We start from the raw sequence: 23,848 nt of genomic DNA on the forward strand, positions 1-23,848 counted from the left end.
GAAGAGCCTCCAATGCGATTGGTGGCGGAGCAATCGGACAACTGACAGCGAGGGCTTCGTACCTCGCAAGTCAGAGGCTCTTGGCGCCCGCTTCGTAGTCCTGCGCCTGGGTGGGTGTCAGCAGGTTCGATACACGGACGAGGATGCCGCCGGCGATGTAGTGGTACTCGGTCGCGCCGGGCATGGACTTGGCGATCGTCTCGATGTACTTCGCCCGAGCCTTCGCCTCCTCGGCGGTCTTGAACACCTCGACGCTGCCGCCGCGCTCAACTGCCTCCTTGCCCAGGCCCTCGACGTCCGCGGAGGAGACACGGCTGTCGGAGAAGGCGGCCTTGCTGGTGTAGCCGCCCGGCCGCCCGAGCAGGTGGTTCGGGTCGTTGGCCTCGGTGTAGTCCTGGACGAGCTTCAATTCCGGGATGGACTTCTCCAGCGCTGCTACGGCCTGCTGCGCCGTCAGTACGTCCGGCTTCTCGACCGAGGCCGTGGCCACAGAGCTCGTGCCCTTTGGCGATGCGCTCGACGCGGTGTCGCTGGAGCCGGTAGAGCTACAGCCGGACAGCAGCGCTCCGGCAAGCGCTAGCCCGGCTACGGTGGTGCGAATGTGCATGATCCCCCCAAGGGTGCGCAGGTGGGGGCACATTACATCGCTTTCGTCGTGCTGTGCCAGAGTCAAGGTCCCGTTGGGGGTGGCACACGTCTGACTACGTCAAGCCCACCGCCCAAGGCTGGTCCATGAACTGATAGATGCTCGTTCGGTCTCACGACGATGCCGTAGGGGCTGGCCGTGATCTTAGCTTGGGAGCTGGATCGCTGCCTTGTAAGCCTGGTAGCGATCACAAGCTGGTCTTGGCTGGTCAAGCGGCGTACAACGGGTCTGAGTCCATCCATGTCCGTCAGCACCCTGCACACCCCGATTGACCGTGGCTGACCGGTCGATCTGGCACGGATCTGGCACGACTCCTCCGTCTACGCGGTGATGGGCAACTCCCGAGCGCGTGCGCGGGCATCAGATCTGAGCTTGCTGAGGGTGGCGTGGAATCCGTTGTGCCGGTTCTGATCCAGATTCAGCGGCACGTCGAACCTTGCTATCAGATCCGACTCCATGGTCCAGGGCTCCTCGTGCTCCAGCCAGCACACTTGAGCGTGCTTCGCCATCCACTCCGTGAGGGAGGCTTCTCCGGCACGGCCGAACGTCATTCGCCCACCGCTGCCGACACGACGCAACTCCAACCCGAGGAGGCAGCCCAGGGTCAGCCGTAGCGTCGAGCCGGCGGCGTTGCCCCGGAAGTGGTACCGCACCCTCCTCCGCAGGTTCTGAGTACTTCGCCGGTTGGACATGTGCCGCGGAGCGATACCGACGTAGAGCAGCCGCCCAGCAACCAGGCCCGGAGCGGGGGCCTCGTCAAAGTGCCAGCCGTAGACGCCAGCGGCGGCAGGAACCGGACACGGACGCATCAACACTTCGGCCGCTGACCACAACCGCGTTGGGCGGCTGAGAGCAGAGTGCACTGACGCCTCCCCGAAGCCGATCTACTGTGGGCAGGCTACTTCCCTATACAGCCAACTCATAAGCGTCGAGGCGTCCGCTGCTTCTGCCACCGGCCAGGCCCTTAGAAGGCGCTGGGCCTCAGTTGCTACAGATAGCTACTGACATGGGAAAACGGAACCCTGACCCCTGCTGCCCCCCAAGACTTCGACGCGCATTCGACAGGGAAGGCCGACTCCTCGGTCTTGGATGAGCGCCTCTAGGTGCCGTAGGCATGGCCAGCCACCTGGGCTAGCTTCTGGGGGTGGACTGGATATCTCCGCTGAGCACGTTGGCTGGTGCCATCGTCGGTGTGAGTTCTGCCTTGATCGCTGAGCGGATCCGCTGGCGTCGCGACAGAGAGAAGGAGACCGCACAGACTCGCAGAGGCGTGTACTCCGAGTTCCTCATGGCTCTGAGCCAGAGTCACTCTGACATGAGGTCCGTGATCCTCCAAGGTGATGCGTCGTCGGCTGAGGTCCGTTACGGCCTGCTCCACCAGGCACTCGATGGCTCAGGCATATGGCGACTCCGTCAAAGCCTGTCCTTGACTGCGCCAGCCGAGATCATTCAATTGGCGGTGAGCACCTGCGATGCGCTCACGACTATGAGAGATGTGCTCATCGACGTCCCTGACGTGAGGAGCGATGCCTACCTGCGATCAAGGGCAGAGCTCTGGCGCACGAACGCCAACCTCCGCGAGACCATGCGTCGAGATCTAGGCATGGACGGCCCGCCGGACCCAGAGGTCGGTCTATACCGCTTTCCGGCTCCTCCGTGAACGGGGCGGCGCCGGCAGCGGCGGGCAGGTAGCCGCAGTTGTGACCACGAGCTCCTTCACGCGTCCAGCCGCCGAGTACGCGGCACAACACGGCATTTGCTGTGTCGACGAGCAGGGGCTTGCCGCCTGGGCATTGCGTACCGGGCCGGCCCCGTGGATGTGAACCCGCCTCATCGGCGGCACAGCTGGAAGCTGCGGACTGGGGAGCGGCGGATGTGAGTCTCCGGCCTGGGCTCAATAACACCCGCGAGGCGGGGCCATGGCACCGCTGCTGTGGGCGTCGTCGCCCGCGGCGGTTTGCTGGTGTCCGTCCTCGTTGCCGTCAATGCCGCCGTGCCCTTGATCGTGCTCACAGACAACCTGCCTGTGGTGGTGATCGTCAACGCCACCTTGGTTAGACGGACTGGCTGCCGAGCTTTGGGAATCACCGATCGGCTTCCGGGCATCTGGCCTACATCTACTGGCAGACCACCTCGACCACTTCTGCCTTCTTGGCCTTGCCGACACGGAAGGCTTCTACTTTGACGGTGGCCGTCTTGCCCTTGCCGAGTTCCATGAAGTGGTTTACTCCTTCTGTGTAGAAATGGCCGTTTTCGTCGTAGAAGAGGACCGTCACAGCACCGACCGGGCAAGAATCTCCACGGTTTTTGACCTTGACTACGCCCACCGCGTAGTTCGGGTCCTCGTCGGATGGCGTGATGCGCACAACATCCACGTCGGCGTCGAGTTCGGTTTCGCTCGGGACTGGCTCGTCGGCTTGAGTCGTTTCAGTCTTCTGAGAGACCTCGGTCGGCTTCGGCTCGGCGGCCTCAAGAGAGCCGCCACAGGCACTCGCCATGAGACTGGCGGCCGCGACGGCCGTTATGACAGCGGTGCGACCCAACATGCGCCTCTTTCCGGTTGTCGTTCTCGGTTAGGCATTCTCGCCTCTAGACGCTTGTTCGAGTGATGCGGCATATTACCGCGAGGCCGGTGCAGCGGCTCTGGGCTGGAGCTGCCATGGGGTGAGAGATCGGGGCCCGCACGCTGGCCGCGAATCAGGCCGGCTCCTCGCATGCCCGCAATAGCCCGATCTGGGCCCCGATCTTCGAGGCTCGCCCCATGGTGGCTGCAGCGAACGGCTCCTGTGGTGCCGGATCCCGCCGAGGTGGCGCCTGTTCCTGCCAGTCCGCCTGAGGTGGTCCCAGCAGCGGTGCCGTTTGGTGTGGTGCCCGTAGGGCAGGGCGGGCCGGTGGAGTTCGAGCGAGTGGTGCCCTATGCGAGTGGGAACCTGCAGGTCGCGGACGGTTTGTGACGATACGTCAACAGCCGCAAGGCGCGGTGACGCTCACGACTCAGTAGCCGCATGACCGGGGCGAATATCGTTGCAGTTGGGCCTAGTTGGACTTGCTTCCACACGTATTCGACAGGGACGACTGGAAGCGCCCGACGCCCGCCGCGGCGCCCGGTTCCCGAAGCGGTGCCTGTTCCGGCACGGGACGATCAAGGATGAGCGACCGTGGGGCGAAGTGCCTCTCGGCGGGATTCGAACCTGAGCACACGGCTCCGGAGGCCCTTTGGGACTCCGACAACGTTGCTGGTCAAGGGCCAATGTCATGTTGGAAAGCTTGGCCGCGTCCACGGATGGTCCACGACTACTCAGCGCCCATTGGCGCGGGCGATTCCCCCTACTTACCGACGCCCTCGGCATACTTCATGGACTTCCCGTCGTGGACACGCTGAGCGAGCTCCTCCCGCTCCCGCCCGCTTCGTTCCGAAGGGGTAGTCGTTGTGGTCGGCGACCTCATCCTCGGCGGGCCCCTCCTCACTCAACAAGGAGCTGATACGGATCGCGTCCAGTCCACGCAGCGGGATTGTCGAGCCTCCCACTGCGCCCGGTCAGCATCCAGCTCGGGGAACGGGAACCGGTGGGACCAGTCGCTCTTGTGGTGACTTGAACAGTTTTAGGTGCGTTCATCCCCCGACGTGCATCAGTTGATCTATGTCGTGGCTCGGATCAGGAGGACGCAATTTCGACATGTACTTGGTACAGCCCTGGCGGATCCAGTTAGGCTCCGACGCGGGCTCGCCGTCCCGCGAGCCGAGCAGGCCGAGTGTGGAAACGAGCAGTGATCGAGTGGGGTCGAGTGCGGTCGGTGTCGGGGAGCAAGAGCTTCCGATGCCGTTGACGCTAGGGGAGCTGGAGTCGTACCTGGCGAAGGCGGCTGATCTGCTGCGCGGCAGCATCGATCAGGCGGACTTCAAGGCGTACATCTTCCCGTTGATGTTCTTCAAGCGGATCAGCGACGTGTACGACGAGGAGTACGCCCGCGCGCTGGATGAGTCCGGTGGCGACCACACATATGCGGCGTTCGAGGAGAACCACCGGTTCACCATCCCCGAGGGATGCCACTGGGCAGACGTGCGCGAACGCACCGAGAACGTCGGCGAGGCACTCAAGACCGCCTTCCGCGGGATTGAACAGGCTAACCAGGGCACGCTGTACGGCATCTTCGGCGGCGCAACCTGGACCAACAAGGACAAACTCCCCGACAGCAAGCTGATCGATCTGATCGAGCACTTCTCGACCAAGACCCTCTCGATCTCCCAGGCCGCCCCCGACGTACTAGGTCAGGCATATGAGTACCTGATCAAGCGGTTCGCCGATCAGTCCAACAAGAAGGCCGGCGAGTACTACACCCCGCGCGAGGTGGTCGCGCTGCTGGTCAACATCCTCGACCCTCAAGAGGGCGAGACGGTCTACGACCCGGCCTGCGGCACCGGCGGCATGCTGATCGAGGTCATCCAGCACATCAAGGCCCGTGGCGGTGATCCGAAGACCGTGCTCGGCAAGCTGTACGGCCAGGAGAAGGTGCTCACCACCTCCGCGATCGCCCGGATGAACCTGCTGCTGCACGGTATGGAGGACTTCCACATCGAGCGCGGCGACACACTGCGCGACCCGGCCTACTTTGACCACGGCCGGCTGGCCAGGTTCGACTGTGTGATCGCCAACCCACCATTCTCGTTGAAGAACTGGGGCCACGAGCAGTGGGCCTCTGATCCGTGGGGCCGTAATGAGCTGGGCGGGGTACCGCCGAAGGGGTACGCCGACTGGGCCTGGGCCCAGCACATGCTCACCTCTGCCGCACCCACCGGAGGAAGGGTCGCGGTCGTACTCCCACAGGGCGCCCTGTTCCGCCAGGGCGCCGAAGGCCGCGTCCGCGAGCACATCCTCAAAGCCAGCTTTGTGGACGCCGTCATCGGCCTGGCACCCAACCTGTTCTACGGCACCGGCCTGGCCGCCTGCGTGCTGATCCTGCGCCGTCAGCGCCCTGCCGAGCAGCAGGACAAGGTGCTCTTCGTCAACGGAGAGTTGCTCTTCAAGCGCGGCCGCAACCAAAACACCCTCGCGCCCGACCACGCCGAGACCCTCCTGAAGGCGTATCAGGAGTACGCCGACCAGCCCGGGCTCGCCGCGGTCGCGACCCTGGACGACATCAAGACCAACGGCTGGAACCTGAATATTCCGCTGTACGTAGAACCGGCTGAGGTCGGCGAGCAACTCACCCTGGAGCAGGCCTCGGCTGACCTGGAGACCGCGCACGCGAAGGCCCGCGAGACCCGCGCAGCGCTGGAGACCGAGCTGGCGAAGTGGGGGCTGGGCGCATGACCACGACGAGCCCGAAACGGATCAGCCGGCGGGAACTGGAGTCCTACTTGTGGGGCGCCGCAGTGCTGCTGCGGGGGCTGATCGACGCTGGCGACTACAAGCAGTACATCTTCCCGCTGGTCTTCCTCAAGCGCCTCTCCGATGTCTACGACGAGGAGCACGCTGCCGCCCTGGAGGCGTACGGCGACGAGAAGCTCGCCGACCTCCCGGAGAACCACCGCTTCGCCATCCCCGCCGGCGACCACTGGGCCGACCTACGCAAGGTCACCAGCAACGTCGGCACCGCACTCAAGGCCGCGATGCGGGCCATTGAGTCCGCCAACCCCGACACCCTCCCTGGCGTCTTCGGCGACGGCGAGTGGACCAACAAGGACCTGCTCCCCGACTCGACCCTCTCGGACCTGATCGAGCACTTCTCGACCAAGACGCTGTCGGTGGCGAACCTGCCCGAGGACGAGCTCGGGCAGGGCTATGAGTACTTGATCAAGAAGTTTGCCGATGACTCCGGCCACACCGCCCAGGAGTTTTACACCAACCGCACCTTGGTGCACTTGATGACGCTCATGCTCGAGCCCCAGCCCGGCGAGTCCGTTTACGATCCGACCTGTGGCACGGGCGGCATGCTCATCTCCACCGCAGCCGAGGTCAAGCGTCAAGGGAAGGAATGGCGAAACCTGCGCCTGTACGGCCAGGAGCTCAACTACGGAACCTCTGCCATCGCCCGCATGAACCTGTTCCTGCACGGCGTCACCGACAGCCGTATCGTCCATGGTGACACCCTCACCAAGCCTGCCTTCCTCAACGCCCTGGGCGGCCTGCAGACCTTCGACGTCGTCCTGGCCAACCCGCCTTACTCCATCAAGGGATGGAACCGCGACGCGTTCGCCAAGGACCCCTACGGCCGCAACATGTGGGGTCTACCGTCCCAGGGGCGCGCCGATTACGCTTTCTTCCAGCACATCGCCAAGAGTCTGGACCCCATCACCGGGCGTTCCGCGATCCTGTTCCCTCACGGGGTCCTATTTCGCCGCGACGAGGCCGCTATGCGCGAGCAGCTGGTCAAGTCCGACCTGGTCGAGTGTGTGCTCGGTCTCGGCGAGGGCCTGTTCTACAACTCCCCAATGCCAGCCGTCGTCATCATCCTGCGGACGCGCAAGCCCGCAGAACGTCAGGGCAAGGTTCTCTTCATCAACGCCCTCAATGAGGTCTCCCGCGAACAGGGACAGACTTTCCTGCGCGAGGCCCACCAGCAGAAGATCCTCGATGCTTACCGTGGCTTCACGAACATCAAGCAGTTTGCGACGGTTGCCACTCTCGATGAGATTGCTGCTAAAGGCTTCAGCCTGGCCATTCCGACGTACATCGGGGGCACCATGGACAGCGGCGAGAGAGAGCAGATCGACCTCGCCGAGGCCCTCGGTGCCTGGCGTACTGCTGCGCAGAGCTCTGACGCGGCCGTCGTCGATGTCCTGTCTCTGATGCGAACGGAGGCCTTGGCATGAGCCTGAGCCTCGACAAGACCTCCTGGAAGCGCGTCACCCTTAAAGAGGTGATCCGGCACGTCACCGACCGAGTCGACGCCGAGACCTCTGGCCTAGAGCGGTTCCTCGCCGGCGAGCACATCCCCAGCGGCAGCCTCACGATTACCGACTGGGGCGTCATCGGGCGCGACCCGATAGGGCCGATGTTCTACAAGCGGTTCAAGCCCGGACACGTCCTCTACGTCTCCAGACGAACGTACCTTCGCAAAGTCGCCGTCCCTGAATTCGAAGGGATCACAGGTGAGAAGACCTTCGTGCTGGAGACCCTCGACGAGAACCTGCTCCTGCAGGAGTTCCTTCCGTTCGTTCTCTCGGCCGAGAGGTTCCACGCCTACGCGATCGCCCACTCACGTGGCTCGGTCAACCCTTACCTGAACTGGGGCGAACTGGCTGCGTACGAGTTTGACCTCCCTCCCCTCGATGAACAGCAGCGCCTCGCCGACCTCCTCTGGGCGCTTGAGCGACACCGAAGGCTGCTTGCAGAGCAGGCCGTTCGGATTGAGGCGACGGCCTCAGCCTGGCTTCAGGAGGTGCTCTCCTCAGAGTTTCCGCTCAAGGCCATCCCTGACCTTGTTCTCGACGGCCCGCGCAACGGGAGGTCCGCCCCGGCCAACGACGAGGGCCGCGGTGTGCCGACGCTGAGCATCAGTGCAATCAGGGGTGGCAATGTGCTCGGTGGGGACGCCGTGAAGTACATGGACGTGACTCCGAGCGAAGTTGCAGCGTTCGTCATCCAGGACGGCGACTTCTTGATCGTGCGTGGTAACGGCAACAAGAGGCTCACGGGTCTTGGAGGTCTGGCCGATGCGAGCGTTCTCCCTGAGGGCTGCGTGTATCCCGATCTTCTGATCCGGCTTCGGTTCGATCCGTCGCGGATTCTGCCAAAGTTCGCTGCCGCCCAGTGGAACTCGAAGGCGGCCCATGCGCGGTTGCTCCAGAACGCGAAGTCGACCAACGGCATCTGGAAGATCAACGGGAAGGATGTGAAAGCGCATTCGTTGGCTGTTCCGCCGTTGACCATGCAGCAACGCATCGTGGACCAACTCCAAGAGATGCGCGGCTCACAGTCTGCCGTAATCACTGAACTCGATGGGCTCGTGGACCTGCGAAGCGCGATCTCTAACACCGTCTTCGGGGGTGCCCAGTGACCTTCAACGAGGCGAACACCGTCCGCGACTTGGTCCGGGATCTGGTGGAGTCGGTCGGTGTGCGGTTCGTGCCGGGGAGCCGTCTACCGCGGCGCCCCGATGAGGTGTTGCTGGAGCAGCAGGTGCGGGAGGCGTTGATCCGCCTCAATCCGACCATCGAGGCGGATCCGCGTCTGGCAGATGAGGTGATTTACCAGCTGCGGGCGATCCTGATCTCCGCGCGCAGCACGCCGAATCCGGTGGTGGCGAATGAGCAGTTCGCGGCATGGCTCACGGGGCAAAAAACGATGCCGTTCGGGCCCGGCGGCGAGCATGTGACCGTCAAACTGATCAACTTCGATCACCCCGGCGAGCACAGTGCGAACAACTGGATCGTCTCCACCGAGGTGACCTACGGGATCGGGCGGCTGGAACGGCGCTTCGACCTGGTGATCTGGTGTAACGGCTTCCCGTTGGTCGTGGGTGAAGCGAAGTCGCCGGTGCGGCCGGCGTACTCCTGGATCGACGCGGCGGCGCAGGTCAAGGAGGACTACGAGGTCAACGTCCCGGCGTTCTTCGTGCCGAACGTGCTCAATTTTGCCACTGAGGGCAAGGAGTTCCGCTACGGGTCGGTCGGGATGCCCGTGGAGCTGTGGGGACCGTGGCGGGCGGATGAGTCCGGTGACGACTACACACCGGTGAAGGTGGGCCTCGCAGCGGTCAAGGAGGCGGTCGAGGGCGTTCTGGATCCGGATTCGATCTTGGACTTCCTGCGGTTCTTCACGCTGTTCGCGACCGACAAAAAGCATCGCAAGATCAAGGTGATCGCACGGTTCCAGCAGCTACAGGCGACCAACCTGATCGTGGAGCGGGTGCTGCACGGGCGGATCAAGCAAGGGCTGATCTGGCACTTCCAGGGGTCGGGGAAGTCGCTGCTGATGGTGTTTACCGCGCAGAAGCTGCGGGCGACGGCGGGACTGACCTCGCCGACGGTGATCATCGTGGTTGACCGGATCGACCTGGACACTCAGATTACCGCGACGTTCAACGCCTCCGACGTCCCCAACCTGGTCTCCACAGAGTCCCGCAGGGAGCTACAGGAGCTCCTGGCCGCGGGGGCGCGGAAGATCATCATCACCACGATCCACAAGTTCGGCGAAGCACCCGGTGTGCTGGACGCGCGCGACAACATCATCGTGATGGTCGACGAGGCCCACCGCTCACAGGAGGGCGAGTACGGCCGCAAGATGCGCGAGGCCCTGCCCAACGCGTTCCTGTTCGGGCTGACCGGGACGCCGATCAACAAGCGCGACCGCAACACGTTCATGTGGTTCGGCTCCGAGGCCGATGAGCACGGGTATCTCTCGCGCTACTCCTTCTCCGACTCCATCCGCGACGGCGCTACCCTGCCGCTGCACTTCGAGCCACGCCTCTCGGAGATCCATCTGGACGAGGAGTCGATCAACACGGCCTTCGCCGAGCTCGCCAACCGGCATGGGCTCACCGAGGAAGACCGCACCACCCTGTCGAAGAAAGCCGCCTCCCTGGAGGCGCTGATTAAGGCCCCCAGCCGAGTCGGCAAGATCGCCGCCGACATCGCCGAACACTTCACCACCAAGGTCGACCCGCAGGGCTTCAAAGCGCAGGTCGTGGTCTATGACAAGACCACCTGCGTGGCATACAAGAAAGAGCTCGACGGCTTGCTCGGCCCGGACGTGTCCACGGTCGTGATGTCCGCAGGCCGCGGTGACAAGCTGGCGTGGAAGCGGTGGACGCCCGGCCGAGAGGAGCTGGAGCGGATCACCGCCCGCTTCAACGATCCGGCCGACCCGTTGAAGATCATCATTGTGACCGCGAAGCTGCTCACCGGCTTCGACGCCCCGATCCTCTACGCCCAGTACATCGACAAGCCCCTGCGCGAGCACACCCTGCTCCAGGCAATCTGCCGCACCAACCGGGTCTACCTGCCCGCGAAGACCCACGGCCTGATAGTGGACTACCTCGGCATCTTCGACGACGTCGCCAAGGCCTTCGAGTTCGACGACACGTCCGTCCAGCAGGTCATTTCCAACATCGCTGTCCTGCGCGAGCAGCTCGGCCCCGCGATCGAGGCTGCTCTGACGTTCTTCCCGGGCGTCGATCGCACCGTCGGCGGCTACGAAGGGCTGATCCAGGCGCAGACTGCGATCGACTCCGACGAGTCCCGTGACGCCTTCGGAGCCGCGTACAGCGTCGTCGCCCAGCTGTGGGAGACCCTCTCCCCGGACCCGATCCTGTCCGAGTACGAGTCGGACTACCGCTGGCTGACTGACGTATACCAGTCCGTGCAGCCCACCGACGTCACCGGCCGGCTGGTCTGGCACACGCTGGGCGCCAAGACCCTCGAGCTCATAAACAAGCACGTCACCGTCGAGGTCCCCCGCACTGACCTGGAGACCATCGTCCTCGACGCGCAGGTTATCGAGGACCTGATGACCGGCAAGCGCAAGGGCATCGACCCTGTCGAGGTCGAGAAGTGGATCACCACCCGCATCGCCAAGCACGTCGGCAACCCGGCCTTCATCGAGCTCGGCCAGCGGTTGAATGCTCTGCGGGAGAAGTATGCCCACTCCCAGCAGGCATCGCTGGAGTTCCTCAAGGAGCTCTTCGCACTGGCGCGAGACACGGTCGCAGCGGAGAAGGCCGCCGCCGAGGTGCCCCGCGAGGAGCGTGGTAAGGCCGCCCTGACCGACCTCTTCGAGTCGCTCAGGGGCGAGGAGACCCCGATCATCGCCGAGAAGGTCGTCGACGAGATCGACTCCGTCGTCCGTACCGTCCGCTTCGACGGCTGGCAGGACACCAGCGAAGGCGATCGCCTCGTCCAGCAGGCGCTCCGCAAGGCGCTCTACATCAAGTTCAAGATCCGCGACCAGGAAGTCTTCGGGAAGGCACTGGGATACATCCGGGAGTACTACTAGCTGCTCTTTGATCCGGGTCGGGAAGGACCCATTCCGAGGGTAGTCGGCGGACATAGGAAGGCGTCGCCGGCCCTCCTCTCACTCTGTCTGGCCCGGATGGACGGCACTCTGTGCAGCCACAACCGATCATTGGCGGCCGTAACCTGCGGCCGCCTAAGCAATCAACACTCTGACCTGCTGCTGAGCTGTCGGCAGTTGTCGGCGTTGGTCATCGTTGAGAGCGCCCTTCCACGGCCCCTGGACGGCCCGGGAGGGCGCTTCGTGTGTTGGTCAGTTGGCCTCCTGGTGGTCCACACCTGTCGGGCGCCAGGAGGTGCGGCCGACCGCTGAACAGGCGCGCAACTCGCATGCTGGGGCAGACTCCTCGTTCGAATCTCTGCTCGCTTTCGTGGTCGGTCCTCAGCATGTCGAAGCAAGTTCAGAAAATCCCGCACGCCGCTTGCCGATGCCCCCTACGATTGCGCCTATGCTGAAGAAGCTCACGCTTTCGCACTTTAAAGGTTTTTCGAGATTCGATGTCCAATTCGGCAGGCAGTCCATCCTCGTAGGGCCTAATAATGCCGGTAAGAGCACCATTATTTCTGCTTTGCGCTTGGCGGCTGAGCAGGTGAATCATGCTCGTCGACGCAACGCTACGGAGCGCTTCAGTCTCGACGGCAACCCCTGGGCTAGGGGGCATCTGCTCTCCAGTACAATCGGCAATCCGTCAGGGTTTATTGGTGAAAATATCAGACATGAGTTTCGTGAGTCGGAAAGCAGAATGGTGGTAACGTTTGACTCCGGAGCAATTCTGACATCCGTTTGGCCTGTGGATGATTTGCCGTTCTTCTGCCTTCAGAATTCAGACTCTTCTTTCGTTGTGACAGCCTCGGCTGCGCGATCCGCCAGTCCTACTATTGGAGTGGTGCCTACGCTGACTCCCGTACAGCATCGCGAGTCAGTGTTGACCGAGAAGTACGTGAGAGAAAACCAGTCGACGCGTCTGGCTAGCTCACACTTCAGGAATCACCTCTATCATCTGAAGAACGCGGATCGCGATGCCTATGAAGAGCTAATTGACTTCATCCTGGATAACACGCCAGAGATGGAATCTCTTGAGTTGGCTACTAGCCCCGGCGACAAGACTGTTGAGCTCGATCTATTCTTTGTTGAAACTGCTACACGGTCAGAGAAGGAGATCTTTTGGGCAGGGGATGGGCTCCAGATCTGGCTCCAGGTCCTAACTCACTTGTTCCGGAATAGGACAGCAAAGACGATTGTCCTTGATGAACCAGACGTCTTCCTCCACCCCGACCTTCAGAGGCGTCTCGTAAATGTCCTTGAATCGCGTCCTCAACAGTGGATCATGGCCACTCATGCCCCCGAAGTCTTGGCGGAGTCGCGTCGGGATTCGGTTATCTGGGTGGACAGGACGAAGGTAAGGGCTAAGTCCCTCCGGGATTCCAAATCCTTCGATCAGGCCAGTCAACAGCTCGGTTCTGGATTCAATCTAGGTGTTGCTCGCGCGTTGCGCTCTAAGGTTGCACTATTCGTTGAAGGTCAGGACATGAAGGTCCTTAGGAACGTTGCGCGAAAGGTTGGTGCGACAAACCTGGCTGGCGAGAAAGGTGTAGCGGTTATTCCGCTGGGAGGTTTTGATAACTGGCAACACGTTGGAGCCTTCACGTGGCTGAATGACAATTTGTTGGATAAGTCCGTAACCACATACGTAATCCTGGACCGAGACAACCGAACTGACGAGCAAGTGTTCGATGTCGTGAACGAGCTCTCAGTGAACGGCATTCGCGGGCATGTCTGGAATCGTAAGGAACTCGAAAGTTACTTCCTGTTGTCGGGCGTGATATCTCGAATCTCCGGAGCGAGTATCGAGGTCGTCGATAAGCTCCTCACGGAAGCAGTCCTAGAGCAGAAGGTCGATGCTCAGGCGCAATTTATCCACCGTAGGCAATTGGCTATGGTGTGCGCGACCATGGATGCAATGACGGTGTACCGAAAGGTGCTTCCGGACTTCGAGAAGATCTGGGCGGATCCGATCGAGCGTCTCAGGATCTGCCCACCGAAGAAAGCTTTGGCTAGCCTGAACAGGAAACTGGCGGCGGCCAAGTATAAGAGCGTCTCGGCTCGCTCCATCTCCAATAACATGCGTGCAGACGAAGTGGTCGCCGAAGTAAGGGACCTCCTTTTGGATATCGAGAGTGCGATCTCGGGAGCCCGCTGAGGTCGGCGGAGCGGCTTTGGGCTGGAGCTGCTTTGGGGCGAGTGATCATGGCCCCGTAAGCTTCCGGCGCGTCGGGCAGTCTGTGGACCTGCCCGCTAAAGCACGACGTTGGGGCCATGATCTTAGAGGCTCGCCCCAAAGTGGCTGCCTAAAGCCGTGGAGCCGACCGCCCCAGCCATAGAGGGTGTCTCCCACCTTCATGCCCGCAGCCGCCGAGCGCGCCGCCGTGCGCGGCCAGCCGGGGCGCAGACAGGAGGCAGGCCGCGCCGCAGAGGCGGCGCGCGCCCGCGCCGTGCGCGGGCTCTTGATGATGTAGGGAAAGTCTGTCCGCGCACTGCTGACAACCCGTTTCTGATGTGGGGGTTGTTCAAGCGGCTTGTTCGTCTTCGTCCCAGTGAGCCGGGGCGGCCGCGGATTTGGTCCCTGCGACGCAACGCAGAGGGCGGAGATTTCAGCGGCAGTGCTCAGCGATCTCCATCAGGAGCTGCTGGCCGAGGACGGTCTCACTCCTGTCAGTGCTCCCCTCTGTCTGACGCCTTCATGACAAGCGATGAGAATAGATCCGGTCCAGCGCAACGAGGAGGCATCAACGTGACCGCCCTTCCCGACCAGCTCCCGGAGACACCGTCCACCGACACCGCGCCGCGCGGCGACGGGCGCCCCGAGCTCGTCAAGGTGCTGATGGTCCAGCCATCGGTCCGCCTCCGCGTCACCCGCCAGGAGCTTTTCTTCGAGTTGGACTTCGGATCGTTCCGCCTCGACATCGTTCCGCCGCTCGTGGGGCATCTGCTCGGACGTCTCCGACGCTCTGCTCATAGCCACGCATGATGAGAACCCGAAGCTGTCGGGAATCTTGGCTGCTCACTCCGTACGGACTCTCGGCCTCAGCCGGCGACCGCACTCCCGACAACGCCGTCCGCCGGAACCGGCCACCCCAGAACCTAGCCCGCCAAGAGATCCACAACCCGACGTCAGAAACGGGTTCTGAGGCTCAGCAGGCCCAGCAGCTGGCGTCACGCAGTAGTTGGTGAGGTGTAGCGAACCGAGTCAGTCTCCTGCCCGTCGCCGTAGCCGTGAGCTGTGACGCCCAGCTTGATCCAACCAGGTCGTGAGCTGCCGGTCGGTCTATGTGACGGCGGACCGTTCGGCCAGCTCCACCAGGGACTTCGGGACTCGGGGGCCGGAGAGCTGGACGAGATCACGGATCAACTCACGGGAAAGATGGTGCGAGTTGATCTGCTCCGGTGCGAGTTGCTCGGCTGCAAGGAGTGCAGCTACAGCCTCGCCGACGTGTCGCCGCTGCGCGTGTGCCCGCGCCACGTCAAGCAGGAAACGGGCTTGGCGCTCTGGCGACAACCTTGCTGCATCGACCTGGTCGGCAACGTCCAGGGCTAGGCCAGCGTCTCCGAGATCAACGGCCGTGCTCACGGCGTGAATCTCGACGTTTGTCGGGCCGAACTCAGTGTCGAAGTCGTTCCTGTCTTCGCCGAGCCGACCCGCAATCTTGCGCGCGAGGTTGATGCGCTCATGTGTCGCTGTGCGCTTCCCCTCCCGTGCGTTGATCACTGCTAGCACGAGGTTCATCGCCCCGAGTAGGGAGAGCTCCTCTGGTGGGCAGTTGGGCGACTCTGCACGCGGGGCCAGAACAGCGACTGCTGATGCTGCGGCCTGCTCCGCCTGCTCGGTGTGCTGCTGCCGGATGAAGGCGTGTGCCATGCGAAAGAGACTCGCCACAACTTCAAGTGGCTGCCCTGAGAGTTCGGCGGCTTGGAGTGCCCGGTCCGCAGCGACCCATGCCGCATCTGCTTCGTCCTGCCGGACAAAGCTGGCGGCGGCGGCTTGGTAAGCCCGTGCACGGAGGGCGTGCAACTCGGTCCGCTCGGCGGCCGGCGCGTAACGCACTGCGGCCTCGATGCTCGGCAGCAGGGTCGACAGCTTGTCACTCAGAGCCGCGAAGCTCGAGGCATGAGCCAGTTCCCAGGCCTCTTCGATCTGCGACCGGAAGTCGGCGATGCTCACCGTTGGGCCGCCGTGCTGTTGCTGGAAGAGGCTGCCGAGTGCGGGATGACCGGTGAGTGCTACTCGTAGTCCGTCCAGGTCGTTACTGACCGGCTGAGGAGTTTGCTCGGGCTCTTCTGGTGCGGCTGCATCTGGACGGACCTCCCGTACGGGTACACCCAGTGCGTCGGCAAGGGCCTGTAGTACGGACAGTCGCTCGACCGGCTGCACGCCTCGCTCAACTTGAGAGACCCAGCTCTCTGAACGACCCATCGCTGTGGCGAGATCGGCCTGAGACATGCCGACCTGACGGCGCAGCTCTTTGACTCGCTGGCCGATGGAACGAGGGTCGTTCATGGTCACTTCTGGGCCTTACTCGGGTACTTGCCTGCGTACGGGGACATGCGATCAACCTGCGTCTTAGCGACGTACTTGTCCCGCTCGGACAGGAAGTGACGAGTGTGTGGCTGACGCTCGTGCTCCTCGAACGCCGCGTAATCCTCGTAGAGCTCGAAGAAGATCCGCTCGTTGGGCGCACCCTCGACTTCGTGGCAGGCGTAGATGAGCGTCCCGGGCTCCTTTGCCCGGATCCCCGCCGTTGTCTCACGGATCAGCGCGTCGAAGTCGGCGGCAGCACCGTCCTTGAGCGTGAAGCGGACGAACAGCCCAAAGTTGCCCATCTTTCCTCCTCTGTGTCGCTGTCAAGCATCGCAGACTCGGAAAACTTCTACTAGTCACAGATTTTCTGTTGACTCGCAGTTTTTCTGTGAGTAGCTTTTGGTTACTGCTCCACTACACACAAGATCGCCCCGGGTAAACGTGCGCCCGCCAAGATCGCAGCGTCACCCGGGGCGTCCTCCCCGAAGGGAAAGCCCCAATTATGCGTCAGATTCCCGTGGACACCGCCGCGATGACGGTGATGCTCATCCAGACCCCGGAGCCGAAGGTCAAGAACCGGGAGACCGGTGAGATCGCGGTCGACAAGCAGTCCGGCAAGACGCTGTTCAACGTGAATGTCGCGGTGATCGTGGACGGCCGGCCGGACGCGCTGACCATCGTGGTCGCCGAGGATGGCATTCAGCCGGACCTGTTCCCCGGAGCGCCGGTGGCTCTGCCGGGTCTGGTGGCCCGCCCGTGGGAGAACGACTTCGGGCACGGCATCAGCTACCGCGCCACCGCCGTGATGGCCGCGCAGGTTCCGGCCGCCGCCAACGGCCAGGGATGACCGCCATGTCGGGAGCAACGCTCTTAGTGCTGGTGGTGATAGTCGCCGCCCTGCTCCTGGTGGCCCGCGTCAAGGCCCCGGCCGTGTACTGGACGTTGGTCGGTCTTCCGGCCGCGCTGTGCCGGGTCCTGTCGTCCTACCGCCGGACGATGGAGGCGTGTGAGCTGACGGTTGCTCCGCCGTGGTGGCGGGTGTTCGCCCACAAGCTGTCGGCCGGCGACACGGTGACCCGTCCCGGTATCCCGAGGATTCGCGGGATCCGCCCCACCGCCACAGGGCTTCGTCTTCGCCTGCGGCTCGCTGCGGGGCTGGCTCCGGACGACGTGGTCAAGTCCGCCGAACGGCTGCGGCACGCCTGGGGCATCTACTCGGTCCACGTGGCGGAGATCAAGCCCGGTGTGGTGGAGCTGCGGCTGACCGGCTTCGACGTCCTCGACCGCGTACGGATGCCGCGCCGCCTGCCTACCGGTCCGCTGTCCGTCAGTGTCGCCCTGCGGGAAGACGGTCTGCCCTACGTGCGGAACTACGAGGACATCCCGCACTGCCTCACCCTGGGTGCGAACAAGTCCGGCAAGTCGATGTACCAACGCTGCCTGATCAAAGGTCTCGCGCCGCTGGATGTCGCGCTGGTCGGCATCGACTGCAAGCGCGGTGTCGAGCAGAGCCCCTTCGCCCCGCGTCTCTCCGCGTTGGCCATCACTCCCGATCAGGCGGACGGGCTGCTGGATGCCCTGGTCGATGAGATGGAAGACCGCTTCGACCTGCTGTGCCTGCACCAGGGCATCACCCCGGGCACCCCGCTGGAGGACATCACCTCCGACATCTGGGGCCTGCCCAAGAAGCTGCGCCCGGTGCCGATCGTGGTCCTCATCGACGAGATCGCCGAACTGTTCCTCATCACCTCCAAAGCGGACGGCGCACGGCGGGACCGTATGGTCACCCAGCTGGTCCGCCTCGCGCAGCTGGCTCGCGCGGTCGGCATCTACCTGGAGGTGTGCGGGCAGCGCTTCGGCTCCGAACTCGGCAAGGGCGCCACCGCCCTGCGCGCCCAGCTCACCGGCCGCGTGGTGCACCGCTGCAACGACAAGCAGACCGCCGACATGGGCCTCGGCGACGTCAACGAACTCGCCGTCACCGCCGCGACCAACATCGCCCCCGAACGGGCCGGTACCGCCATCGCGGGCGACTCCTCCGGCGGCTGGTCCCGCATCCGCACACCGAGGACGACGCTCGGTGAAGTCGCCGCAGTCTGCCGCGAGTTCGCGCACCTCACCCCACAGATCCCGGCCCTGGACCCGTTCCGCCCACAGGCCGCGATCCCCGCGCCGGCGGCCGTACCGATGGCGGCCCCGAGCGGCCCGTAGGTCCTCGTTCCACCCGGTCGGCGTGACCGCCTTCGCGCCAGGTCCCTACCCCCGCCATGCCTGAACACAGAAAGGAATGATCGTCATGACCGCTGCGATGGGCTTCTACGCCGACGCCTCCACATCGGTTCGCCTCTCCGACTACGACGCCGAACGCCCGCCGATCCTCTCCCTCGACGGTGCGGGCCACTCCCTGCTCATCTCGGCCTTCGACTCGGTGCCGATCGCCGATCACCTGGCCTTTGCCCGCGACCTGGCCACGGCCGCGGCCGACTACGTGACGGCGCTGGAGCGCTACGCCGCAGCCACCCCCGAGACCGCCAAGGCCGGGTGACCGCCATGACCGCCCGCAAGGCCACCACCGCCCGCAAGCCCACCACCGCGCGCAAGTCCGCGAAGAAGCAGCCGTGTCCGGACTGCACGACCGGTCAGGTCTCCGAAGCCTTCAAGGTCGGCGCCCGCAGCAAGCGCGAAAGCACCGACCGGCAGGAAGCCCTGTGCCTGACCTGCTTCGGCACCGGCCAAGCCCCCGACTAGAGATCCACGCCGGGACCCGGGCGGCAGGACCTTGTGAGCCCCGCCCGGCCCCGGCCCCAAACCCCTTGTGAAGGAGGTGAAGACCCGTGACCCGCTCGATCCGCCCGGACGCCGTGCTGGTGCAAGCCGTGATCGCCGGGGCCCTGTCCTTCGCCCACCTGCACGACATCGCCGCCGCTGCCGGACAGGCCGGCTGGAAAGCCTGGGCCTACCCCATCAGCGTCGACCTCCTGCTCGTCGCCGCCTGGCGACGGCTCCGGATCCTCCGCACCGACGGCGGCCCGACCCGCGCCGCATGGACCTGGTTCACCGTCGCCCTGGCCGCATCACTGGGCGCCAACGTCGCCACCGCCGGCCTGCTCGACCTGCACGACGTCCCCGACTGGCTGCGCATCCTCGTGGCCGGCTGGCCCGCCCTGGCCTTCCTCGGCGGCACCCTCCTCGTCCACACCCCCGAACACCGCCGACCCGAGGTACCCGAAGAGGCCGCCCCGATCACTGAGCCGGTCCCGGACATCGCCATCGCCCGCGACGACCCCGCCCCAACACGGGCTCCTGAGACTGCTCCGGTCCCGGCTCTGCCGCCCGCCACCCCGGTGCCTCCCGCACTGCTGACCCACGCCCGCAAGATCGCCGACACCCACCGCACCGCCACCGGCACCCCGATCGACCCCGCCACGCTGCGCGCCCGCCTCGGCGTCGCCCCCCAGCTGGCCGACGCCATCGCCCACCAGCTCACCGGAAAGGACTGACCCGTCGTGAACGTCGAACTGCCTCTGATCGTCGTGGTCGCCCTCATCGGCTACTTCGGAATCAGGATGCTCCGCCCGCCGACCTGGCTGATCGTCGTGCTCCTCCTCGGCGGCTTCCTCCTCGCCGACACCTTCCTCGCCCCGGCGATCGAATCCGGCACCCGAACCGGCGTCGACGTCGTCAACGGCACCACCAAGTGACCCGAACCTGAAAGGAAGATCCGGCATGTTCAAGCCCAAGTACCCGATCCCGGACGTCTACACCCCGCCCACGCACGCCGCAGCCCCGGCCACCCGCCAGGAGTCCGCTCCGGCGACCCGGCCGGCCGCCGCCAGTACCGCGCTGGAGCTGGTCAGGAGCAAGCCGCTCGCTGTCGTGGCCGGTGTGGTGGTCACCGGTGCGGTGCTCACCTCGATGTTCCTCGCCATCGCCATCACCGCGGGATCCCTCGCCGTGCTCGCGGTGGTCCTGCGCTCGCTCATGAACAACCAGCGCTGACCGGCCCTCCGGGCGGCCTCAACCGCCAAGCATCCGCCGCCCGGACGGCCAAGTCCCTACCCGATCCAACGAACCGGAAGGAACGTCCATCATGCCCGACCGCCCTGCGCCCAACGTGCGGATCTGCCCGACCTGTGACGGCTTCCCCGTCGTCGCCGTCACCACCGGCACCCGCAACCCGGACGGCACCCGCACCACCCTGCCCGTGGTCTGCCCGGCCTGCCACGGCACCGGCACCGCCCCCCGCTGGCTCGTCACCACCACCCGGGTCACCTCGACGGTGCAGGCGGGTGCGTCGTGCTGACCTACATCGACTTCTTCGCCGGGGTCGGCGGCTCCTCCCTCGGCTCCGCCACCGTCCCCGGCGTCGCCCCGGTGCTGGCGGCGAATCACTGGGACCGGGCGATCGCCTCGCACTCCGCCAACTTCCCCGACGTCGACCACTTCCAGGGCGACCTGCACGACGCCGACGTCGCCCGCTTCCCCGCCGCCGACCTGTTCTGGGCCTCACCCGAGTGCCCGCAGTGGTCCAACGCCCGCGGCAAGCGCCGCGACTTCGACAAACAGCCCGACCTGTTCGGCGACACCCTGCCCGACCCGGCGGCCGACCGCTCCCGCGCCTTGATGTGGGACGTCCCCCGCTACCTCGACTCGTGCGCATTGCGCGGTCGTCCGGTGCTGGCCGGCGTGGTGGAGAACGTCATCGACGTCCGCGCCTGGGACCTGTGGCAGACCTGGCGCGACGAGATCCGGACGCTCGGCTACGACACCAAGCTGATCCCGCTGAACTCGATGCACGCCCGCCCGGTCCGCACCGTCGCCGCACCCCAGTCCCGCGACCGCCTCTACCTCGCCTACTGGCACCGCACCCTGGGCCGCACCCCGGACTGGAACAAGTGGCTGCGCCCGACCGCCTGGTGCCCGGTCTGCGAGGAGCACGTGGCCGCGGTGCAGGTCTTCAAGAACCCTCGCAGGGACATGGGCCGCTACCGCCAGCAGTACGTCTACCGCTGCCCCCGCGCCGCCTGCCGCAACAACCGCGTGGAACCCGACGCCCTGCCCGCCGCGACCGCGATCGACTGGACCCTTATGGGCAAGCGCATCGGCGACCGCACCGAGCCCCTCGCTGCCGCCACCATGGCCCGCATCCGCGCCGGACTGGCCAGGTACGGCACCCCGGCACTCGTCCCGGCCGACGGCACCTGGCGCACCGAACCGACCCCGGTCACCGCACCGATGCAGACCCGCACCACCCGCGAGAACGACGCCCTTGCCATCCCGGCTCTGCTCGTCCCGGTGGAGGGACGCGACGGCAAGCACGCCGCACCCGCCACCGCCCCGCTGCGCACACAGACCGCCCGCAACGAAACCGGCCTCGCCTGGCTCCCGTACGTCATCCCGCTCCGAGGCGGCGGGGACAAGGAACGCGCCCGGCCCGTCACCGATCCGCTGGCCACCGTCACAGCGTCCGGCAATCACCACGGGCTCGTCACCGGCCCCGCCATCGACGGCGCTCTCCTCGTGCCCTACTACGGCACGGGCACCGCCCGGCCCACCAGTGAGCCGGTGGGCACGCTGACCACCCGCGACCGCTACGCCCTGGCCACCGGGACGACCACCGCGATCGAGGACGTGCTGTTCCGGATGCTGGAGCCGTGCGAGATCGGCCGCGCCATGGCCTTCCACGACGCCTACACCGTGCTCGGCAACAAGCGCGAACGCGTCCGCCAGTTCGGCAACGCCGTCACCCCGCCCGTCGCCGAAGTCCTCGTCTCCGCCCTCGTCGAAGCCGTCACCGGCACCGACCTGGACCGGGAGGCGACCACATGAACACCACCCTTCCCGAGGTCCTGGGACTGACCTTGTGGCAGCCGTGGGCCAGCGCCATCGCCTACGGCCCCAAGCGGATCGAGAACCGCACGTGGCCCACCGAGCACCGCGGCCTGGTCCTCATCCACGCCGGCCGCACCATCGACCCGAACGCCAAAGACGCACCGCTGGGCCGGCCGTTCCTGCGCCGCCCGTTCCCCAAGGGCGCGGTCATCGCGGTCACCCGCCTGGAGAGCTGCCACGTAGACGACGGCTGGTGCACGCTCTGGTCCACCCCCGGTCTCTGGCACTGGCGGCTGTCCGCCGTCGTCCCGCTCGCCCGGCCGCTGATGTGGCCCGGTGCGCGCGGCCTGTGGACTCCGCCCCCCGGGCTGCTCGCCTCCCCGCTCCTCGCCGACGCGCTGGAGGCCGCCCGTGGTTGACGCGCTTGATCCGATCACCCTGTGCGACCTGCTCAGGGTGGCTTCGGCCCCCGACTTCGACCGCTGGCAAGAGCAGATCAAGAGGACCGGCGGATGCGCCCAGCCCATCCACCTCACCGGCTGGTCCCTGACCCGCGACAAGACCACCGGCCAGACCCTGCACGCCTACTCCACGCAGGATGAGCCCGGTGGCCGGCTCCGCATCGCCTGCGGCAACCGCCGCGCCTCCCGCTGCCCCTCCTGCGCCTACCTCTACGCCGGAGACGCCTACCGCCTCGTCCACGCGGGCCTGGCCGGCGACACCACCATGAACATCTCGCCCGCCGTACGCGAACGGCCCCGCGTCTTCACGACCCTGACCGCGCCCTCGTTCGGCCCGGTCCACAACCGCCCGGACACCGGCCGCTGCCACTGCGGCACCCGCCACACCGCCGACGACCCCACCCTCGGCACCGCCCTCGACCCGGAGACGTACGACTACGCCGGGGCGGTGCTGTTCAACAACCACGCGGGCGAGCTGTGGCACCGGTTCATCAACCGCCTGCGCCGGGAGATCGCCGCACGCGCCGGACTGACCCAACGGGAACTCGCCGCCACCGTCCGGCTGTCATACGGGAAGGTCGCGGAGTTCCAGAACCGCGGCGCGATCCACTTCCACGCCGTCATCCGCATCGACGGACCCGACGGGCCCACCAGCGAACCGCCGAGGTGGGCCACGCTCGAACTCCTCACCGACGCGATCCGCGAGGCCAGGAAGCATCCGTACACCATCGTGACCGTGCCCGCGGCCGGCCGGCAGCCCGCCCGCTCGCTGCGCTGGGGCAACAAGCTCGATGTCCGGCCCATCACGGCCTTCGACAGCGACGACGTCACCGAACAGAAGGTCGCCGCCTACATCGCCAAGTACGCCACCAAGGCGGCCGAGACCACCGGCAGCCTGGACCGCCGCATCGGCGAACTCGCCGAACTCGACCAGCACCGTGTACCCGAGCACGCCCGCAGGCTCATCCGCGCCTGCAAGGAACTCGACCCCCTCTACCCGGACCGGCGCCTCTGGGCCTGGGCTCACATGCTCGGCTTCCGCGGCCACTTCCTCACCAAGTCCCGCCGCTTCTCCTCCACCTTCGCCGAACGCCGCCAAGTCCGCGCCGACTACCGCGCCAGAGAACAGCGCGCAGTCCTCGGCCTGCCCGACCCGGACACCACCCTCGTCCTCGCCGACTGGCGCTACGCCGGCCATGGCCACACCCCCGGCGAATCCGCCCTCGCCGCCTCCATCGCCGAAGACATCCGCATCAACCGCGAAACCGCGCGCGAAGTAATGGAAGCGGTTGGCCAAGGCGGGACGTGGTGATGGCTGTTCGACCGCTGACGACCGCTCCGGCCAATGATTCTCAGGTTGACGATGCAGATATGGCCT

Annotated in this window: 22 protein-coding genes and 1 pseudogene; 18 read left to right on the forward strand and 5 right to left on the reverse strand. The window is 65.4% G+C overall.

Annotated elements, in window-relative coordinates; all coding sequences use genetic code 11:
- Positions 1–70 precede the first annotated feature (70 nt).
- Complete coding sequence (locus AB0M62_RS14775) at positions 71–490, reverse strand: hypothetical protein (RefSeq protein WP_366074549.1); 420 nt, start codon at positions 488–490, stop codon at positions 71–73.
- Positions 491–966: 476 nt separating this feature from the next.
- Positions 967–1,455, reverse strand: a complete 489-nt coding sequence (locus AB0M62_RS14780; RefSeq protein ID WP_366074628.1) for a GIY-YIG nuclease family protein — start codon at positions 1,453–1,455, stop codon at positions 967–969.
- Positions 1,456–2,331: 876 nt separating this feature from the next.
- On the opposite strand from AB0M62_RS14780, the pseudogene AB0M62_RS14785 reads away from it, so the two are divergent.
- Positions 2,332–2,469 (forward strand): annotated as a pseudogene (locus AB0M62_RS14785) (restriction endonuclease); the annotation flags it as partial.
- Positions 2,470–2,763: 294 nt separating this feature from the next.
- Here AB0M62_RS14785 and AB0M62_RS14790 read toward each other — a convergent pair.
- Entirely contained in the window at positions 2,764–3,192 is a 429-nt protein-coding gene (locus tag AB0M62_RS14790; protein WP_366074550.1) for a hypothetical protein, read from the reverse strand.
- A gap of 1,272 nt (positions 3,193–4,464) precedes the next feature.
- Between AB0M62_RS14790 and AB0M62_RS14795 the strand changes: the two genes are divergently transcribed.
- The 6 genes from AB0M62_RS14795 (at position 4,465) to AB0M62_RS14820 (ending at position 14,629) form a co-directional block, all read left to right on the forward strand.
- A complete protein-coding gene (locus AB0M62_RS14795) occupies positions 4,465–5,958 on the forward strand; it encodes a class I SAM-dependent DNA methyltransferase (RefSeq protein WP_366074551.1) in 1,494 nt (497 codons plus the stop codon).
- A complete protein-coding gene (locus tag AB0M62_RS14800; protein WP_366074552.1) occupies positions 5,955–7,460 on the forward strand; it encodes a class I SAM-dependent DNA methyltransferase in 1,506 nt (501 codons plus the stop codon). Before AB0M62_RS14795 ends, AB0M62_RS14800 begins: the two co-directional genes overlap by 4 nt.
- Positions 7,457–8,647: a restriction endonuclease subunit S gene (locus tag AB0M62_RS14805; RefSeq protein ID WP_366074553.1), complete on the forward strand. Its 1,191-nt coding sequence runs from the start codon at positions 7,457–7,459 to the stop codon at positions 8,645–8,647. Before AB0M62_RS14800 ends, AB0M62_RS14805 begins: the two co-directional genes overlap by 4 nt.
- Positions 8,644–11,583, forward strand: a complete 2,940-nt coding sequence (locus AB0M62_RS14810) for a type I restriction endonuclease subunit R (RefSeq protein ID WP_366074554.1) — start codon at positions 8,644–8,646, stop codon at positions 11,581–11,583. Before AB0M62_RS14805 ends, AB0M62_RS14810 begins: the two co-directional genes overlap by 4 nt.
- 466 nt (positions 11,584–12,049) lie before the next feature.
- Positions 12,050–13,801, forward strand: coding sequence for an AAA family ATPase (locus tag AB0M62_RS14815; RefSeq protein ID WP_366074555.1), 1,752 nt, complete (start codon positions 12,050–12,052; stop codon positions 13,799–13,801).
- Positions 13,802–14,392: 591 nt separating this feature from the next.
- Complete coding sequence (locus tag AB0M62_RS14820; RefSeq protein ID WP_366074556.1) at positions 14,393–14,629, forward strand: hypothetical protein; 237 nt, start codon at positions 14,393–14,395, stop codon at positions 14,627–14,629.
- Between the two features lie 297 nt (positions 14,630–14,926).
- Here the strand turns inward: AB0M62_RS14820 and AB0M62_RS14825 are convergent, their stop codons facing one another.
- Positions 14,927–16,156, reverse strand: a complete 1,230-nt coding sequence (locus AB0M62_RS14825; protein WP_366074557.1) for a helix-turn-helix domain-containing protein — start codon at positions 16,154–16,156, stop codon at positions 14,927–14,929.
- Positions 16,157–16,158: 2 nt separating this feature from the next.
- Positions 16,159–16,479: an antibiotic biosynthesis monooxygenase gene (locus AB0M62_RS14830; RefSeq protein ID WP_366074558.1), complete on the reverse strand. Its 321-nt coding sequence runs from the start codon at positions 16,477–16,479 to the stop codon at positions 16,159–16,161.
- A gap of 200 nt (positions 16,480–16,679) precedes the next feature.
- Between AB0M62_RS14830 and AB0M62_RS14835 the strand changes: the two genes are divergently transcribed.
- The 11 genes from AB0M62_RS14835 (at position 16,680) to repSA (ending at position 23,782) form a co-directional block, all read left to right on the forward strand.
- A complete protein-coding gene (locus AB0M62_RS14835; RefSeq protein ID WP_366074559.1) occupies positions 16,680–17,024 on the forward strand; it encodes a hypothetical protein in 345 nt (114 codons plus the stop codon).
- 5 nt (positions 17,025–17,029) lie between these two features.
- Entirely contained in the window at positions 17,030–18,388 is a 1,359-nt protein-coding gene (locus AB0M62_RS14840) for an FtsK/SpoIIIE domain-containing protein (protein WP_366074560.1), read from the forward strand.
- Positions 18,389–18,473: 85 nt separating this feature from the next.
- Positions 18,474–18,722 (forward strand): hypothetical protein, encoded by a 249-nt coding sequence (locus AB0M62_RS14845; protein WP_366074561.1) that lies wholly within the window; start codon positions 18,474–18,476, stop codon positions 18,720–18,722.
- A gap of 5 nt (positions 18,723–18,727) precedes the next feature.
- Positions 18,728–18,925: a hypothetical protein gene (locus tag AB0M62_RS14850; RefSeq protein ID WP_366074562.1), complete on the forward strand. Its 198-nt coding sequence runs from the start codon at positions 18,728–18,730 to the stop codon at positions 18,923–18,925.
- A gap of 86 nt (positions 18,926–19,011) precedes the next feature.
- A complete protein-coding gene (locus AB0M62_RS14855; RefSeq protein WP_366074563.1) occupies positions 19,012–19,677 on the forward strand; it encodes a DUF2637 domain-containing protein in 666 nt (221 codons plus the stop codon).
- A gap of 6 nt (positions 19,678–19,683) precedes the next feature.
- Positions 19,684–19,878 carry a hypothetical protein gene (locus AB0M62_RS14860; protein WP_366074564.1) on the forward strand — a complete coding sequence of 65 codons (195 nt, stop codon included), beginning with the start codon at positions 19,684–19,686 and terminating at the stop codon, positions 19,876–19,878.
- 25 nt (positions 19,879–19,903) lie between these two features.
- Positions 19,904–20,176 (forward strand): SpdD protein, encoded by a 273-nt coding sequence (locus tag AB0M62_RS14865; protein ID WP_366074565.1) that lies wholly within the window; start codon positions 19,904–19,906, stop codon positions 20,174–20,176.
- A gap of 91 nt (positions 20,177–20,267) precedes the next feature.
- Positions 20,268–20,480 (forward strand): hypothetical protein, encoded by a 213-nt coding sequence (locus AB0M62_RS14870; RefSeq protein WP_366074567.1) that lies wholly within the window; start codon positions 20,268–20,270, stop codon positions 20,478–20,480.
- The gene (locus AB0M62_RS14875) at positions 20,474–22,006 is read left to right on the forward strand and encodes a DNA cytosine methyltransferase (RefSeq protein WP_366074568.1); all 1,533 of its coding nucleotides are present in this window, start codon (positions 20,474–20,476) and stop codon (positions 22,004–22,006) included. The genes AB0M62_RS14870 and AB0M62_RS14875 overlap by 7 nt, the downstream gene beginning before the upstream one ends.
- The gene (locus tag AB0M62_RS14880; protein WP_366074569.1) at positions 22,003–22,428 is read left to right on the forward strand and encodes an ASCH domain-containing protein; all 426 of its coding nucleotides are present in this window, start codon (positions 22,003–22,005) and stop codon (positions 22,426–22,428) included. Before AB0M62_RS14875 ends, AB0M62_RS14880 begins: the two co-directional genes overlap by 4 nt.
- A complete protein-coding gene (gene repSA / locus AB0M62_RS14885; protein ID WP_366074570.1) occupies positions 22,421–23,782 on the forward strand; it encodes a replication initiator protein RepSA in 1,362 nt (453 codons plus the stop codon). Before AB0M62_RS14880 ends, repSA begins: the two co-directional genes overlap by 8 nt.
- Positions 23,783–23,848 lie beyond the last annotated feature (66 nt).

Origin of the sequence: Streptomyces sp. NPDC051219 (assembly GCF_040682335.1) — a bacterium.
Taxonomy (GTDB): Bacteria; Actinomycetota; Actinomycetes; order Streptomycetales; family Streptomycetaceae; genus Streptomyces.